Below are 15,486 nucleotides of genomic sequence, written 5' to 3' on the forward strand. Positions count from 1 at the left end.
CCAAAACCGTCAGCGGGCAGGCAGCGTCTGGAATTCGCCTTTCGACAAGCCCTGCACGTCGTTGCCCATGCTGTCACGGATGGTCAGGTCGGCGCCTTGGTCGGTCAACGCCTTGAGCACTTCAGTGCGTTTGAACAGCGCCGCGTACATGGCCGCCGTCTGCCCGGCATTGTTGGTCAGGTTTGGGCCGCAATCGGCCTGAACCAGGCGCTTGGCGATGCTCAGTTCACCCTTGAAAATCGCTCCCATCAGTGCGGTGTTGCCGCGATTGTCCTTGGCGCAAGGGTCCGCACCGGCATTGATCAGGCGTTCCACCGAGTCTTCATGGCCGTGATAGGCCGCCAGAATAAGGCCGGTATAACCTTGTTCGTCACGCACGTTGAGGTCGTAATGGGCTTCGATGAAGGTGTCCAGCATCGGGTTGTTGCCTTCACGGGACGCGTCGAAAAACAGCGTGCGCAGCTGGCTGGCGGTCTGTTCAGCGGTCAGTTCGGGGGCGGCTGCCGGGGCAGGTGGTGTTGCGTTTGCGGCTGCAGCAAACAGCAGCAAGGCATAGATCAGATTTTTCACAGGCGTTCTCCTGGCTGGAACCGCCCCGGCGTCGGAAACGCCAGGGCGGGACATCAGATCATCAGTCTTTGAGGCTTGCAGCCAGCGACTTGACCTTGCTCAGATCGCCCTTGGCGACTTCGGTTACCCGAGTGCCATAGTCCGGATCTGCCTTGTACAGGAACGACAGCATGATGTTCTTGCTTTCGGTGTCGGTGTCAGCCAGCGATTCACCAAAGCTCTGTACCAGGTCGGTCTTCTCTTTAGGGCTGTAGGAGCGATACAGATCACCCGCCTGCTTGAAGTTCTGCTCACGCGTAATCTTCGCCTGCTGGGTGGTGCCGCTGATCGGCAGTTCGCTGTAGCGCGCTTTTTCGTCGGCTGGACGTGGCTCCAGACGGCTCGGCTCATAGTTGACGCCGCTGGTGGTGTGACCGGTATTCAGAGCACCGTCCTGATTACCGTTGTTCACCGCAACCTTGGGCTGGTTGACCGGCAGGCTCAGACCATTCGCGCCCAGGCGATACATCTGGGTGTCGGCGTAGGAGAACACACGGCCTTGCAGCAGACGGTCCTCGGAAGGCTCGATACCAGGAACCAGGTTAGCCGGGGCCATGGCGACCTGTTCGGTTTCCTGGAAGAAGTTGTCGACGTTCTTGTTCAAGACCATCTGACCGATTTTCTTCTCAGGGACATCAGGCCAGATCTTGGTGGCGTCCAGAGGGTCGAAGTCGAATTTCGACAGCTCTTCAGGCTTCAGGACCTGAACGTACAAGTCCCATTTCGGGAAGTCGCCTTTTTTGATGGCACCGACCAGATCGTTGGTCAGATGGCTGTAGTCCTTGGACTGGACCTGAGCGACTTCTTTCGGATCGAGGTTCTTGATGCCTTGCAGGCTTTTCCAGTGGAACTTGACGTAGTGCACTTCGCCTTTGGCATTCACCAGTTTGTAGGCGTGTACGCCGTTGCCGTCCATGAAGCGATAGCCTGCAGGCGTACCCTCATTTGAGTACAGCAGGGTCAGCGTACGTGTGGCTTCCGGAACATGCGAGAAGAAGTCAAAGCGACGCGAATCGTTGTCCAGGTTGGTACGCGGGTCAGGTTTGAAGGCGTGGACCATGTCCGGGAACTTGATGGCGTCACGGATGAAGAAGGTCGGAAAGTTGTTGCCTACCAGGTCCCAGTTACCGTCTGCCGTGTAGAACTTGGTGGCGAAGCCGTGTGGGTCGCGCAGGGTTTCAGGCGAGTGGTTGCCATGGACAACGGAGGAAAAGCGCACGAAGACCGGGGTTTTTTCGCCCGATTTGAACACCGTGGCCTTGCTCAGATCGCTGATATCGGCCGATGCGGTGAACTCGCCTTTGACGCCCGTGCCGCGGGCATGGACCACGCGCTCCGGGATACGCTCGCGATCAAAGCGCTGGAGCTTTTGCAACAGCTGCACATCTTGCAGCAGGACAGGCCCTTGGGCGCCTGCAGTCTGAGAGTTCTGATTGTCGCCGACGACGGCACCATTGTCGCGAGTCAGGGTGTCTGCTGCATAGGCGGTCGGAACCGTAACGAGACCGACTGCAGTCAAACACACCATGTGTCTGGACCAGTTTAATAACGGCATTTTGAATCCCTCATATTTTTAGTAGGCCGGTTAATCTTAGGCGCGTGAGGGCAGGGCGGTGATTATAAAAATATATCGGGGTGATTAAGATAAATACTGAGAGGGGAAAGGAACCGAGTAAAAAACTTTCACAATTAGTTGAATAATTTCCTTGGGTATGAGGAAAGCGGGCTACAGGTGAACGTATAAAAAATCATGGTTTTATTTATGTATCATTATGAAAATAAAAGAATTTTTATTAAATGTTGGTATTAATAAAAGGCACGTTTAATCACGCCATTCGGGGTTAATAGTAATCATTATCATTTTGAAAGCTCGTCATTAATACAGTGCTTGCGCCCCATTGTGGAACGATCGTGCAACTAAATAAATAATGTGACATTCAAGATTGCTGGCTTTTTGATATTGTCTTCTGAGGTCGTCGTATAAGTTACAACTAAGTTATCCTGCGGCAAAGTGACATTATCGGTTTTGAAAGCGTTGACGCGCTATCATGTGGCCACACCTTGTGCAGCCACGCCGCGTTTAATGGAGCCCCTCGTCTCATGCCCACCATCATGTTGCTACAAACCCCGCCACCGGAGTTCATCCGTAGCCAGATCCAGCAGATGGTCGTGGACTACGTGACCGACATCAGCATGGTAGCCATTTCGCCGAGCAATCCGCTGTACAACCTTTATCAGTATGGCGTGGGGTATGAGGTGCATCTCTACCTGAATGCCATGGACGGCTCGCAAAACCTGGCGGTCGAACTGATCGTCGCGCTGGACGATGAGGACCCGGAAGCCGTATTGGGGTTTTTGCTGTACCTGCCCGTGCAGGATGATCCACAGGCTTGTGCCGTGGCCTATATGGCGGTGCGCGAAAGCCATCGTCGCCAGGGCATTGCACGCTCGATGCTGAATAAGATGGTCGGCCGCTACCCGCACGCAGAACTGTATTGCGTGGTGGGCAAAGTGGCGTATTTCGAAGCGCTGGGCTTCCAGGTCCTGGGCGCACGCGGCCCGCAGGTCATCATGAACACCCTGGATCATGGAACGGATGGCCTGCTTGCGGTCATGGACATCGCTCCGATCTACAGCTCGGTGGAAGTGCGTCAGATTCATGCGTACCTGCTCAAACAGCACGGCAAGAGAGCGATGGTCGATGCAGAGAAGCAGCGTGACCGTCATCTCGACCGTATGACCCGGGATGCCAGGGCGTTCGCCGAGCAGCGTCTTGAAAACCCTGGCGTGCCGGAAGGTGTTGCGCAAGCGTCAAGGCTGCACTGACAGCCAGCGTGTCGCGCAGGCAGACCTGTATTGATAGACGGAAGTAGTTGCACAAGCGCTATCTATCAAAAAGTGGGGAGTGCGTTGGAACGATCCAAATGGAGTGAAGTCATTATGACATCACGACTATTTGGTCACTCTCAGGCACGGATGTCGCCCCTCATTCAGCAACAGGTAAGCCCCATGAATTTCCTGCGTCAGTCCAAGTTTTCGACCAAGCTTCTTTCGGCATTCATTTTCTGTGCTCTGATCACACTGGCCGTTGGTGGCCTGGGCATGGTCGGGGTTACCCGCTTGGGCAACGCGCTTGAGCTTACTTTTTCCAACAACCTTGTTTCTGTCAGCAACACCAATGAAACGCTGACCAGCCTCACCGCACACAACCGTGGACTGTACCGTTTGCTGGATGCGCAGGATGGCGGTGTCCCTGAAGCCGACAGGGAACGTGTTCGTCAGGCGTTGAGCGAAGATCTGGCTCGCGCGCAGAAAGTGTTTGCGACTTACCGTGCCACGCCTCTGGAAGATGACGAGCGTGCCGCCGGTGACCAGTTTGAGCTGATGATGCCGGGCTACGTTGCCGGAGCCCAGCAGGTCGTCGACCTGATAAGGGCCGGTGATAACGACGCTGCCCGCACCCGACTGAACACACTGTCCTCGGAAGGCTTTACCAAGGTGCGTAGCTATTTGCGTACCATGATTGATTCCAACAACCGTCAGATCAAAGAGGGTGCTGCGGCCGCTGCCAGTCTGCGGAACTCTTCGGTGATGATGCTGGAAATCGGCGTGGCCATCGCCTTCCTGGTAGCAATCATGCTTGGACTGTTGATCACCCGCATGATTACCCGGCCGTTGGCGGTCGCGGTGGCAAGTGCTCAGCGCATTGCCGGTGGCGACCTGACCCAGCCGATTGTTTCTGACCGTGGCGATGAGGCTGGGCAGCTGCTGGACGCGCTGTCCGACATGCAGACCGGTCTGAAAAATACCATTCAACAAATTGCCAGTGCTTCGGACCAGTTAGCCTCTGCTGCCGAAGAATTGAGTGCGGTTACCGATGAAAGCACCCGCGGACTGACTCGCCAGAACGACGAAATCCAGCAGGCTGCGACTGCTGTGAATCAGATGACTGCTGCGGTTGAAGAAGTGGCGCGTAATGCCGTGTCGACCTCCGAAGCGTCGAAGGCTGCAACCGATGATGCAGTCGATGGTCGTGGTCAGGTGGATCACACGGTCAAGGGCATCACCACCATGGTGCACGAGATTACCGAGTCCACTGGCGCTGTGTCAGAACTGGCCGGGCACGTGCGGGAAATCAGCAAGGTGCTGGACGTGATTCGCAGTATTGCCGAACAGACCAACCTGCTGGCCTTGAATGCCGCCATCGAAGCCGCGCGTGCCGGCGAACAGGGTCGTGGTTTTGCGGTGGTGGCTGATGAGGTTCGTGCCCTGGCGCACCGTACCCAGGCCTCGACAGTGGAAATCGAAGGCATGATCAGCACCGTGCAGTCCGGGGCCGATGGTGCCGTTGCGGCGATGGGCAAGAGCCTGTCACTGGCCACCAATACTCAGGAGCTGGCGCTGCGCGCCGGTGCCGCGCTGGAAAAAATCACCCTGGGTGTGGCGACCATCAATGAGCGTAACCTGGTCATTGCTTCCGCTTCCGAAGAGCAGGCCCAGGTCGCCCGCGAGGTGGACCGCAACCTGATCAACATTCAGGACCTTTCGACCCAGAGCGCCGCAGGTGCCAACCAGACCAGCGCTTCGAGCCAGGAACTGTCTCGACTGGCCACCTCGTTCAATTCGCTGGTCGCCAACTTCAAGCTTTGAGTTGTTTCAACACGGTACTCTCTGGCGCACGTCTTTGCCTTTTCGGTGGCTAAATTCCGCACTGGCATGAAAAAGGCGTTGCGCCTGACCGGGTCATTTCGCGCATCATAGGCGGACTCAGCCCGAGAGAGACTTTTCATGCCTGTCATTTTCAACACCCTGCGCCTGTCGCTCCCGAGAGTATCGTTATCATTTGTGGCCGTGCTGTGCTCTGGAATCTTTGCCAGTGCTGCGCTGGCCAGCGACGAAACGCAACTGGTCGAATCCATCAACGCCTATCGCGGTCAGGCACAACGCTGTGGCGAGCAGGTATCCATGGAACTGCCGCCACTGACCAGCGATGCACGTCTGGTGCTGCCCGCCAGTGGCAATCTGGACCTGCAACAGGCGCTGACGCGTGCCTCCTATCCAATGGTGACCGTGCAGGCGATCAGTCTGTCCGGCCCCAATGACGCTGACTCGGCACTTAAAGCGGTGCTGGAGAGTTTCTGCCGGGTAGTGCTGGACCCGCAATTCGTCGACATCGGGGTTAGCCGGCAAGGGCGAGACTGGCGCATTGTCCTGGCACGCTCGCTGGTGGCTTCGCGTCTTGGCGATTGGCAGGCAGAAGGGCAAAAGATTCTGGAAATGGTCAATAACGCCCGTACCCAGGCGCGCCAGTGCGGTACGCAATCCTTCGCTGCTACCACGCCACTGGTCTGGAACCTCGTTCTGGGCACTGCCGCACAACGTCATTCGCAGGCGATGGCCAATCAGAACTTCTTTGACCACAAGGATCGCGACGGCCGTACGCCTGGCGATCGGGCCGAGCTTGCTGGCTATATAGGCCAGCAGGTCGGTGAGAACATTGCCGCAGGCCAGGACAGTGCACGCAAAGTAGTGGACGGCTGGCTGTTGAGCCCGGGCCACTGCGCCAATCTGATGAGCCCTGATTTCCGCGAGCTGGGAGCAGCCTACGCGATGGACCCGAAAAGTGACGCAGGGATTTACTGGACGGCTATGTTCGGCACGCAGCAGTAGCGCCTGCCGCGGCCTTGGAGCGATGCGTTAAAAGCGGAATGCCTGACGGCCGATGAGCAGCCATTGGCCATTCTGCTTTTGCCAGATCTGGAAGTTCTCGATTTCGGTCGGCACAACCTTGCCGCTGTTCACTGCCTGCGCCGAGAAATGATTGCGTACCAGGGCGGTGTCGCCGGAAAGGATGATTTTCTGATTGAGCATCTTCAGGTCGTTAAAGGCGCTCTTGCCGGTTTCGATGTCTGCGATGAATGCTTTCTTGTCCTGAATGTTGCCGCTGGAGTGTCCATACGTGAGGTTGTCGGCGGTCAGCGCATTGAGTTGCTTTATGTCCTTGTGCCACATGGCTTGCGTGAGCTTGTCTACCGCCTCGGCAACATCACTCTCGTCTGAAGTTGCCGCTGCGGCGTAACCGGTAAACAGGCACAGAAACGCCATTAGCAGTGTCAGCTTTTTCATGTTCATCCCTTTTCTTGTCATTATTGAATGTGAGCGAAGCCCGCGCAGATGATTAATTCATCTGTCGTCGTACAACTTAGATCAGGGCAGGCCATTCGACAAGGGGAGATGCCGGGAAGCGCGCTTCCCGGCGATAGCGCTTAAACGCGGAACTGTTTGGTGAGACGGTTCAGGCCTGACGCCAGCGTCGACAACTCGGCAGTGGCGATGGCGGTCTGATTGGAACCCTCGGACGTCTGACTGGACAGGTCACGAATGCTGACCAGGCTCCTGTCGACTTCACGAGCGACCTGGGCCTGTTCTTCGGCAGCCGTAGCGATCATCAGATTGCGTTCGTTGATCTGGCTGATGGATTCGGTAATTTCGAGCAGCGCCTTGCCGGCACCATTGGCCATCTCCAGGGTCTTGTGTGCCTGAACGCTGGTCTGCTCCATGGAGGTAACAGCGTTACCGGTGCCGGTCTGGATCGAGCCGACCATCTGTTCGATTTCGCGGGTCGATTGCTGGGTGCGGTGCGCCAATGCGCGTACTTCGTCCGCGACCACGGCAAAACCTCGCCCGGCTTCGCCTGCACGGGCTGCCTCGATCGCAGCGTTGAGTGCCAGCAGGTTGGTTTGTTCGGCGATGGCGCGGATCACATCCAGCACCTTGCTGATGTCCGTTGCCATGACCGCCAGGCCCTGCACCTCGGTTGAGGTGATCTGCACTTTGGAGACCATCAGGTTGATCGCCGTGACAGTCTCATCGACCTGCGCACGTCCGGCCATGGCTGCGGTGCTCGATTGAGACGTCACTTCCGATGCCGATGCGGCGTTGCTGGCGACTTCCTCTACCGCGGCGCTCATCTGGTTGACGGCCGTAGCTGCCATCTCGATCTCGTTGCTCTGGCGCTGAATGGTGCGCGACGCATCTTCGGTGACAGCGTGCATTTCTTCGGAAGTGGCGGCCAGTTGGGTGGAAGAGTCGCCGATCAGGGTCAGGGCGCTGCGCAGGTTGGCTTGCATCAACGCCAATGCGGCGATCAGTCTGGCCGCTTCATCACTGCCGTTTTGTGGAATGTCTTTGCTCAGGTCATTGGCCGCAATGCGTTGCGCAATGTTCAGCGACTCACCGATTGGCTGGGTCAGGCTGCGGGTATACATCCAGGCCAGCAGCAGGGTAGTAATCACGCCGACCGCGATAAAAATACTCACCATCAACAAGGTTTGCTGATAAGCAGATTCGGCTTGATCACCCGCTTTTTCCGCTTTGCTGTCGTTGATGCCTATGAGTTTTTTCAGCGTGTTTTCGACCTGATCCGCCGCAACTTTCATGTCGCCATTGGAAATGGCAACTGCCCCTTCCAGATTGCCCGCTGCAACAGAGGCCAGGTAGCGATCCTGGGCTGTTTGATAGTCGGCGTTAGCTTTGCCGAGCTCGTCGAACGCCTGACGCCCTTGAGGGGTAACGATCAGTTTGCTGAGAGAGTCCGAAAGGCCGGCAATCACCGAGCGGGACTGCTGAATATCGCTAAGTGCCTTGGTCCTGCGATCCTGCGGCTCAAGGGGGTTACGAAGTCGGGCGTTGTTGCCCCTGATGCTCACAAACTCTTTGTCCAGAGAACCGAGCAGTTTTACGCTGGGCAGCACGTTGGTTTCGAGAAATTTTTCTGCTGTGTTGAGAAGTGCTGCCTGACGCAGGGCCAGCAGCCCCAGTGCAACGATCATCAGGCAAAAAATACCAAAACATAAAGCCGAACGCGGTGCAAGATTAAGTTTTCGCAGGATCATTATTGTTTCTCCGAAGTGGGCAATAGGCTATCGCCTGTCTTCGGTTTTTCTTTACGACCCGTACGGGTCAGAGATCGAGTTGTGAATCAGGTTATCCGGCTAAATGGTAAGTAAATATGTCATGCACCAGCGTTTTTACATTTTAACCAACATTTAAAAAGGGCTGCCTGCCGCAGCCCGGTTACTCAACGCTTTTCCATGCCCAGCATGAAGGTATCGACTGCTCGTTTGACCATGCTCTGAATCTGCTCGACGCTCAAGCGCGCGGGTGCTTGCTGATAGAGGCGAATATCGGTTTCCGCGGTCAGCAGCGAGGTGAGTTGCAGCGCTGCGATATGTGGGTCAGTGGTACGTAGCTGGCCACGTTGCATGGCCGCATTCATCAGCGTCGTCACTGTCTGCAGGAACTCCCTGGGGCCTGAGTCATAGAACATAGTACCGATGTCGGAGTGCCCGGATTCGGCTACTACCATGCGGTACACCGCCAACGCGCTGTCATCATTGATGAGTACCATGAGCATTCGCTCGCCGAAGCGCGTGAACAACGTTCGCAGGTCTAATTCTGTATCGGGGTCCTTGTCGACAGAGATCGCCAGTTCTGAAACGGCCTCGGCAAGATGAGCGGTTGCAACCCTGTTGACCACGGCGATGAACAGTTCCTCCTTGGAGGGGAAGTAACTGTAGATCGTTGCTTTGGAGCCGCCCATCCGTTTGGTGACTTCATTCATCGACGCACGTTCGTAGCCCATTTCAAGGAAGACGCTTGCTGCGGCATCGATGATGGCTTCGCGGCGTGCTTCAGTACGCACCTTCATTTATATCCTCAATCCCTTAGTGAACCGGGTAGTACAGTAAATGCAAAATTCTCTAGACTGGAACTGAACCGTTCGGTACGATTTCAGCCGGTTCCAAGGAGCTTACTGGAAAAGGCAGCGCAGATAAATGCCGACGGATCGAGGCGCTCTATATTTTGCAAATCCGATGGCTGGACCCAGCCATCCATTGCCCGAATTGATTCAACGATGGAGTGAACAGGTCCATGAACGTCATCGATTTCAAGAAACCCGTCAAACGCTCTTTTCGTGGTAATGCAGCAGTGGCGCCTCAGCTTGAGAAAGTGCTGACCGTCATTCTGAAGACCGACGTTCCTGTGCTTATGGGCATATGCAGCGATGGACTGCGTAGCAACAGCAGGATTCTGGGCGGTGAGTTCCATGCCGAATATTTCAGTGGCTCGGTGCTGGCTGGCGGTAGCTGTATGCAGGTTGAATTGTCATCCGAGCTTGCCTTTGTGGACACTTGTTTCACCCTGGTCACGCAATTGGGTGAATTGATCAGCGTTGAAAGCCGGGGTGTCCTGCTCATGGACGAAGTGGGTCAGCAGGAGCTGCAGAATGGGGTCTGGCCGATCAGTGACGGCCATTACCAATGCACGTGCACGCCGCGCTTCAAGGTTTCCCTTGGGCCCAATGAATGGCTGGAAAAGAGCGCCTTCATTGGCAAGACCGAATACATTCAAGGCAATGAAACGCTGATCAGTTTTTACCGGATGAAGTCCTGATTCATCCGTTTGGTTGGGCGTGGAGCAGGCCTTTTCAGGCCTGCCCCGTTGCAACTACTTAAAAGGTGACGCTGGCGCTCAGGCGCGCGGTGCGCGGCTCGCCAACGTTGACTTGCAACTGGCTGCCGGTACTGGACGGGTAGTACTGCTTGTCGAACAGGTTATCGACGTTCAATTGCAGGCGCGTCTTGTAGCCGGCCATCGGCACGTCCCAGCGTAGAAACGCATCGGCTACGGCGTAGCTGCTCATATAGAAGGTATTGGCATCATCGCCAGCGCGCTCGCCGACGTAACGCGCGCCGCCGCCCGCATGCCAGTCGCCCAGACCGGACGGGATCTGCAGGTGGTGGGTTAGGTACAGGCTGGCAGTGTGCTTTGGCGCCTGACTCAAACGATTGCCCTTGTTGCTTGGGTCATCGAGCACTTCGGTATGGGTGTAGGCGTAGGTGCCGATCATGTCCCAGCGCTCGGCTATGCGCCCGGTCACATCCAGCTCCACACCTTGTGAGCCGACCTTGCCAGCTGCTTCGCTGACGCCGGTCACGCCAGTGGGGGTGACGACGTTTTTCTTCTCGATGTCGAACACCGCGAGGTTGAGGTTAAGCGCCGGTGCCAGTGCATATTTGGCACCGACTTCGTAACTACGGCCTTCTTCCGGGTCGAAGGTCGTGCCGTCATCGTTCACATCGTCGTTGGGCACGAACGAACGGCTGTAGTTGCCGTACAGCGAAAGGTCTTCATTGACCTTGAATACCAGACCGGCCATTGGCAGAAATACATCGTCATTCTTGTCCAGATTGGTGACTCGGCCAGCACCAAGGCCTTGTTTGATGTACTGGTCATAATGCTGATAGCGACCACCCAGGACCAGGATCCAGCGGTCGTTCAGGTTCCAGTTATCCTTGAGGTACAGGGAAGATGAGGTCAGTTGATTGCTCAGGTTGCTGTTCGCCGCGCTGACCACACTGGGCTCGGCCAGGCTGCCATACACCGGCGAAAAGATATTGAAGCCGTTTTGAGCCGTGTTGCGGTAGGTCTTGCCGCGATACTTGTCGGAGTCTTCCTGCTCGGCACCGATCAACAGATCATGTTGCTGGCCAAGAATCTCTTGCTTGCCGATGAAGTCCCAGCTGGCATAACGCGTTTCATAATCATAGTGGCCGCCATTGGCCTGACGACGCAGCACACCGCTGCTGGACAATGTGCTTGGCTGGGCAATCGAGAGGCTGTAGCGGTCGTTGTTCCAGCCGTAGGTCAGACGGGTTTTCCAGTCATCACTAAGCTGATACTCGAAGCGCGCGGTTGCCGTTTCGCTGATGCCCACGGTATTTGACCATTTTTCGTCGAGCCGCTTGTCATAGCTGATATCGGCCGGATGACCACCCGTGAACACCGTGCCGCGGTCGAACGGGCTGATGTAATCGTTGTATTCGTAGGCAAGCGTCAGGCTGGCGCGCTCTCCGGTCCAGGACAAAGAGGGCGCGATCAGGGTGTGCTGGTCGACGCCATAGTTACGCCAATAGTCCTCGCTCTGGCGTTCCGCCACCAGTCGGTAGGCCAGCCCGGAATCGCCCAGCGGGCCGGTGGTGTCGATGCCGAAACTGCCACCGCCTTCACTGTAGGTCGAGCCACTGAGCGTGGTGCTTTGCACATATTGCGGTTGTTTGCTGATCACGTTGATCACGCCACCCGGCTCCATCGCGCCGTACAGCAGCGATGCCGGGCCTTTGAGTACTTCAACGCGTTCGGTGGTGGCGCCGAAGTTTTTCGATACCACCGAGCGTACGCCATCGCGCAGGACCGAGCCGTCGTCGTTGGTACCGAAGCCACGCTTGATCACCGAGTCCTTGGTGTTGCCCAGCGTGTTGCCCTGGCTGACGCCGCTGACAAACTTCATCGCATCGTCCAGCGAGCGCACGTTGTAGTCGGCGATGGTCTGCGGTGTTACCACATTGACCGACTGTGCCTCCTCCTTGAGCGGCACATCACTCTTGCTCGCGGTGCTGGTGCTTTCTGCGCTGTAGCCTTCCCGGCCTTCGGTAGCGGCGGCGGATACCTGGGTGGCAGGCAAGGTTGCGGTTTCAGCAGCATGCACTGCGCCGCTGGCGCACATCGCCAGTGAAAGTGCGGACAGCAAAAAAGAGCCGGAACGGCGAGGACATTGGGAGGAGGTGCTCAAGGGAAATGCTCAGCAAGGACGTTAATAGCAATAATTGTAATTTGATACTGATTCTCATGTAAATAAATGATTGAGACCGTTGCTCTGCAAACAAGGGGCCTCTCAGGTCATTAATGAGTATCGACGTTGGCGTCAATCCGCTTGCCCATGCTGATGATGGGCTCGGACGTGTACCCCAGTGTTTGATAAAAGGCCTGCACACTTTCGTTGAACGTATGAATCTGCAGGTTGATCTTGACGCAGCCAAGGTCCGCAAGAGCCTGTTCTGCGTGCCCGACCAGTGCTGTTCCCAGTCCTTTGCCGCGCTGGTGCGGGGCAACCGCAACCGAATACAGCCAGCCGCGATGGCCGTCGTAACCGGCAAGAATGGTCCCGGTCACGCGGCCGTCCATGACTGCGACGAAAAACAACCGGTCCCCGACAGCCAGTTTCTTGTCGATCGACAACTCCGGGCGGTTATGCGGCATGGGGTCATTGAAGACTGTCTTCCACAGCTCGATGACGGCAAGGCGGTGATGCGGATCTGAATACTCGACAATGCAGTTCATTGCGCGCTCCCTGAGTGATGAGCCCAGAGACTACTGCGTCGTGTCCGGCCATGTCTAACCCGCGTTCTTTGCCGGCTGGTCCTGTGTTGTGACCCTGGGCAGTGATGTGGGTGTATCGAGCAACGTACGGATGGCCCGACTATAGGCGGGCTGGCCGATCTGCATGCTGTTGTTGTGCGTACCGCCAGGCACCAGTATCAGTTTCTTGGGTTCCTGCGCCGCTTCGAACAGCTGCTCGCTGAAGCGTGCCGGTACGTAGCGATCCTCGGTGCCGTGCACGATCAGCACCGGCATGTGGATGTCTGCAATCTTGTCCAGAGAGTCGAATTTCTGCGACAGCAGCCAGCGCACAGGCAGCGAGGTATTGGCCAGTGCGGTGGCCACATCGGCCAGGTTGGTGAAGGTAGATTCTATTATCAGCCCGCGGGCCTGAATCGGTGTGTTGTCCTTTTCTGCGTCATTGCCCAGTTCGGCGGCCAGATCCACCGCAACTGCGCCGCCCAGCGAGTGCCCATAGATCAGCCTGCGCTGCGGATCGGGCTGCAGTTGTTTCAGGCGTGCCCAGGCAATGCGTGCATCTTCGTACACTGACTTCTCGGACGGCAACTGGCCCATGCTCTGCCCGAAGCCTCGATAATCGATTGCCAGTATCGAGTAGCCCTGCGCCTTGAGTTGCTGGATACGGAACAGCTGGCCGGTCAGGTTCCATCTTGAGCCATGCAGGTACAGCACGGCCGGTGCGTTCTTGTCCGATGCGGGCCACCACCAGGCGTGGATATTCTGCGATGGTCCAAATGACGGTGCGCTGAGTTCGATCTCCTGCACATCGGCGGGCAGACCGCTGTACCAGCTTGCGGTGCCGGGCTCGATGCGAAACACCAGCTCGCGCTCCTTGTGCTCAAGCACTGCACAGCCGACCGGGAGGCCGATAATGATGGCTAACATGCAGACCCATTTGATCGGACGAGCCTTGAAGCGAGCCAGGGGCGAAATCGGCATAAGACGCATGTTCCAGTCAACAAAGTGAAATAAATGCCGGTTCTGCGTCAGGGTTGCAAGACGAGTCGCCAAACATGGGTTACAGGATATTGCACAGAGGGGGGGCGGGTACGTTTTCAAACTGAGCAATCGCGATGTACACGCAAAACCCTACGCTTCAATACGTTGCGCCAGAAGGTCCGAATGCAGTGTCAACAAAGACGCTCATTAGCACAATTCGTTATTGAGGTGCCTTTTTCGATAGCCGGGGATTATGCTGTGATGGAGCGGGCGCTGTATTTTTGTCACCTGTCGTCGCCCGAGTCGCTGATCAGCTTGACGTTTACTCGCGCTTTCTTCAATTTCTTCAAGAGGTTACCGCCCATGTTCCATCACCGTCCCCTGGAAGAAAAAGACATCCCCACGATTTGCGAACTGCCGCAGAATGCCGACGAACTGTTCTACATGTTCCCCAGAGCCACTTACCCGCTGACCGCCGAGCAACTCAGCGCAGCGCTGGAGACCCGTCACGACTCGACCGTCATCGAGATGGATGGCGAAGTTGTCGGGTTTGCCAATTTCTCTCAATGCGAATTTCGCGGCCGCTGTTCGCTGGGTAACGTGATCATCGCTCCGAAGGCCCGCTCCAAAGGGGTAGGGCGCTACATGATCACCAGCATGATGGGGATCGCCTTTGACAAGCACGAAGCGACTGAGCTGATTGCATCCTGCTACAACCACAACGTCCCCGGATTGCTGTTTTACCCGCGGATGGGGTTTCGCCCTTACGCCATCGAAGAGAAACGCGATAAACAAGGCGCACGAGTGGCGCTGATCCATCTGCGCCTGTCTGGCTCGGAACAGTAAGTTTTTCATGCGGCGGCACGCCCGGCCATTGTTGCATCGGCCCGGGCGTGCCTTTTATCTTTAACCCGTTTTTCAATTGACTCGATAACAGTGTCTGGTTAATTTTTCAGATAACTCCGCCCCGGCCGTCGACCGTTCGTCAGTATTTATGCTGTTTTCTGGTGTCACGTTTGTGCGCGGTGATTCATGTCAGGCGGTAGTACGCTGGAAATCATTACGGTGAATCGTTTTTTCTGCTGATTCTTCAATAAGGAACGGCGTTAAAAGGGGTTGGGTTATTCGGTTGTGGAAGTTGCTATAAGGTGCGCGTGAGGTGTATAACTCGTCTAAGCATAACGCGAGTGACGACAGATAATTGGCGGGCTGGTCTGGGCCGTTTTTAAAAGGGTCATCAACAATAAAAATTGTCAAAATTTGTCATGGTCGGGACATGCTTACACCCATAAGGAGATAAAGAGATGATTACGAGTGGACTGTCTGAGTTAGAACTCAGGAGTATCGTTGAACGTGCATTTCTGCCGTTGCGTTGCACCTGCACCATTGCCAACGATCAGATGACGGTGCAAATAAGCGATCCAGTGTCCGGGCGCACCCATCGCCAGACGAGCCTCCCGCTCAGCCGCATCAAGACCGTGCGGGATATCTCTGCGCTGGTAGCCGGGTTGCGTGAAGAGCCGGCAAAAGCCAGGGCGTCACAAGCGCATTACAGCGCTGCCTGATACTGCTTCATCCCCCTGATGCCTTGGCATCACGCAGCAAGGCCTCGATCAGTGTTGATCGGGGCCTTGTCGTTTCTGCGGTTGTGGGTTTTAGTTTTTCCGGGCAAAACTCGCCGTTCCGTCGCTCGTC

Annotated in this window: 14 protein-coding genes and 1 pseudogene; 7 read left to right on the forward strand and 8 right to left on the reverse strand. The window is 56.3% G+C overall.

The window, feature by feature from the left end:
• Positions 1 to 9 precede the first annotated feature (9 nt).
• Both RYC17_RS13290 and katB read right to left on the reverse strand, forming a co-directional pair.
• On the reverse strand, positions 10 to 570 hold the full coding sequence (locus RYC17_RS13290; RefSeq protein ID WP_058400952.1) for an ankyrin repeat domain-containing protein: 561 nt from the start codon (positions 568 to 570) through the stop codon (positions 10 to 12).
• Positions 571 to 631: 61 nt separating this feature from the next.
• Positions 632 to 2,137, reverse strand: coding sequence for a catalase KatB (gene katB / locus RYC17_RS13295; protein ID WP_058400953.1), 1,506 nt, complete (start codon positions 2,135 to 2,137; stop codon positions 632 to 634).
• A 572-nt stretch (positions 2,138 to 2,709) separates the two neighbouring features.
• Between katB and RYC17_RS13300 the strand changes: the two genes are divergently transcribed.
• From RYC17_RS13300 to RYC17_RS13310, 4 genes and pseudogenes are all read left to right on the forward strand, one after another.
• Positions 2,710 to 3,435 carry a GNAT family N-acetyltransferase gene (locus tag RYC17_RS13300; RefSeq protein ID WP_316903334.1) on the forward strand — a complete coding sequence of 242 codons (726 nt, stop codon included), beginning with the start codon at positions 2,710 to 2,712 and terminating at the stop codon, positions 3,433 to 3,435.
• 183 nt (positions 3,436 to 3,618) lie between these two features.
• Positions 3,619 to 4,401 (forward strand): annotated as a pseudogene (locus RYC17_RS26930) (MCP four helix bundle domain-containing protein); the annotation flags it as partial.
• On the forward strand, positions 4,396 to 5,259 hold the full coding sequence (locus RYC17_RS26935) for a methyl-accepting chemotaxis protein (RefSeq protein WP_407719293.1): 864 nt from the start codon (positions 4,396 to 4,398) through the stop codon (positions 5,257 to 5,259). The pseudogene RYC17_RS26930 and the gene RYC17_RS26935, both read left to right, overlap by 6 nt.
• Positions 5,260 to 5,397: 138 nt before the next feature.
• Positions 5,398 to 6,279 carry a CAP domain-containing protein gene (locus RYC17_RS13310; protein ID WP_244394494.1) on the forward strand — a complete coding sequence of 294 codons (882 nt, stop codon included), beginning with the start codon at positions 5,398 to 5,400 and terminating at the stop codon, positions 6,277 to 6,279.
• Between the two features lie 27 nt (positions 6,280 to 6,306).
• On the opposite strand, the gene RYC17_RS13315 is transcribed toward RYC17_RS13310, so the two are convergent.
• From RYC17_RS13315 to RYC17_RS13325, 3 genes are all read right to left on the reverse strand, one after another.
• Positions 6,307 to 6,735 carry a nuclear transport factor 2 family protein gene (locus tag RYC17_RS13315; protein WP_316903339.1) on the reverse strand — a complete coding sequence of 143 codons (429 nt, stop codon included), beginning with the start codon at positions 6,733 to 6,735 and terminating at the stop codon, positions 6,307 to 6,309.
• Between the two features lie 140 nt (positions 6,736 to 6,875).
• The gene (locus RYC17_RS13320) at positions 6,876 to 8,504 is read right to left on the reverse strand and encodes a methyl-accepting chemotaxis protein (RefSeq protein ID WP_316903341.1); all 1,629 of its coding nucleotides are present in this window, start codon (positions 8,502 to 8,504) and stop codon (positions 6,876 to 6,878) included.
• Between the two features lie 185 nt (positions 8,505 to 8,689).
• Entirely contained in the window at positions 8,690 to 9,319 is a 630-nt protein-coding gene (locus RYC17_RS13325; RefSeq protein ID WP_058400958.1) for a TetR/AcrR family transcriptional regulator, read from the reverse strand.
• 224 nt (positions 9,320 to 9,543) lie between these two features.
• Here RYC17_RS13325 and RYC17_RS13330 point away from each other — a divergent pair, with 224 nt between their 5' ends.
• The gene (locus tag RYC17_RS13330; RefSeq protein ID WP_058409079.1) at positions 9,544 to 10,065 is read left to right on the forward strand and encodes a DUF3237 domain-containing protein; all 522 of its coding nucleotides are present in this window, start codon (positions 9,544 to 9,546) and stop codon (positions 10,063 to 10,065) included.
• Between the two features lie 58 nt (positions 10,066 to 10,123).
• Here RYC17_RS13330 and RYC17_RS13335 read toward each other — a convergent pair whose 3' ends face one another.
• The 3 genes from RYC17_RS13335 to RYC17_RS13345 form a co-directional block, all read right to left on the reverse strand.
• Entirely contained in the window at positions 10,124 to 12,244 is a 2,121-nt protein-coding gene (locus RYC17_RS13335; RefSeq protein ID WP_122259444.1) for a TonB-dependent siderophore receptor, read from the reverse strand.
• A gap of 110 nt (positions 12,245 to 12,354) precedes the next feature.
• Positions 12,355 to 12,792: a GNAT family acetyltransferase gene (locus RYC17_RS13340; protein ID WP_122259443.1), complete on the reverse strand. Its 438-nt coding sequence runs from the start codon at positions 12,790 to 12,792 to the stop codon at positions 12,355 to 12,357.
• Between the two features lie 54 nt (positions 12,793 to 12,846).
• A complete protein-coding gene (locus RYC17_RS13345) occupies positions 12,847 to 13,791 on the reverse strand; it encodes an alpha/beta hydrolase (protein WP_058400962.1) in 945 nt (314 codons plus the stop codon).
• A gap of 363 nt (positions 13,792 to 14,154) precedes the next feature.
• Here RYC17_RS13345 and RYC17_RS13350 point away from each other — a divergent pair, with 363 nt between their 5' ends.
• Both RYC17_RS13350 and RYC17_RS13355 read left to right on the forward strand, forming a co-directional pair.
• Complete coding sequence (locus RYC17_RS13350; RefSeq protein ID WP_057403549.1) at positions 14,155 to 14,637, forward strand: GNAT family N-acetyltransferase; 483 nt, start codon at positions 14,155 to 14,157, stop codon at positions 14,635 to 14,637.
• 458 nt (positions 14,638 to 15,095) lie between these two features.
• Entirely contained in the window at positions 15,096 to 15,356 is a 261-nt protein-coding gene (locus RYC17_RS13355) for a DUF1652 domain-containing protein (protein ID WP_058400963.1), read from the forward strand.
• Positions 15,357 to 15,486: the final 130 nt, after the last annotated feature.

The sequence above is a fragment of the Pseudomonas syringae group sp. J248-6 genome (assembly GCF_032586995.1).
In the GTDB taxonomy this organism is placed as follows: Bacteria; Pseudomonadota; Gammaproteobacteria; order Pseudomonadales; family Pseudomonadaceae; genus Aquipseudomonas; species Aquipseudomonas amygdali.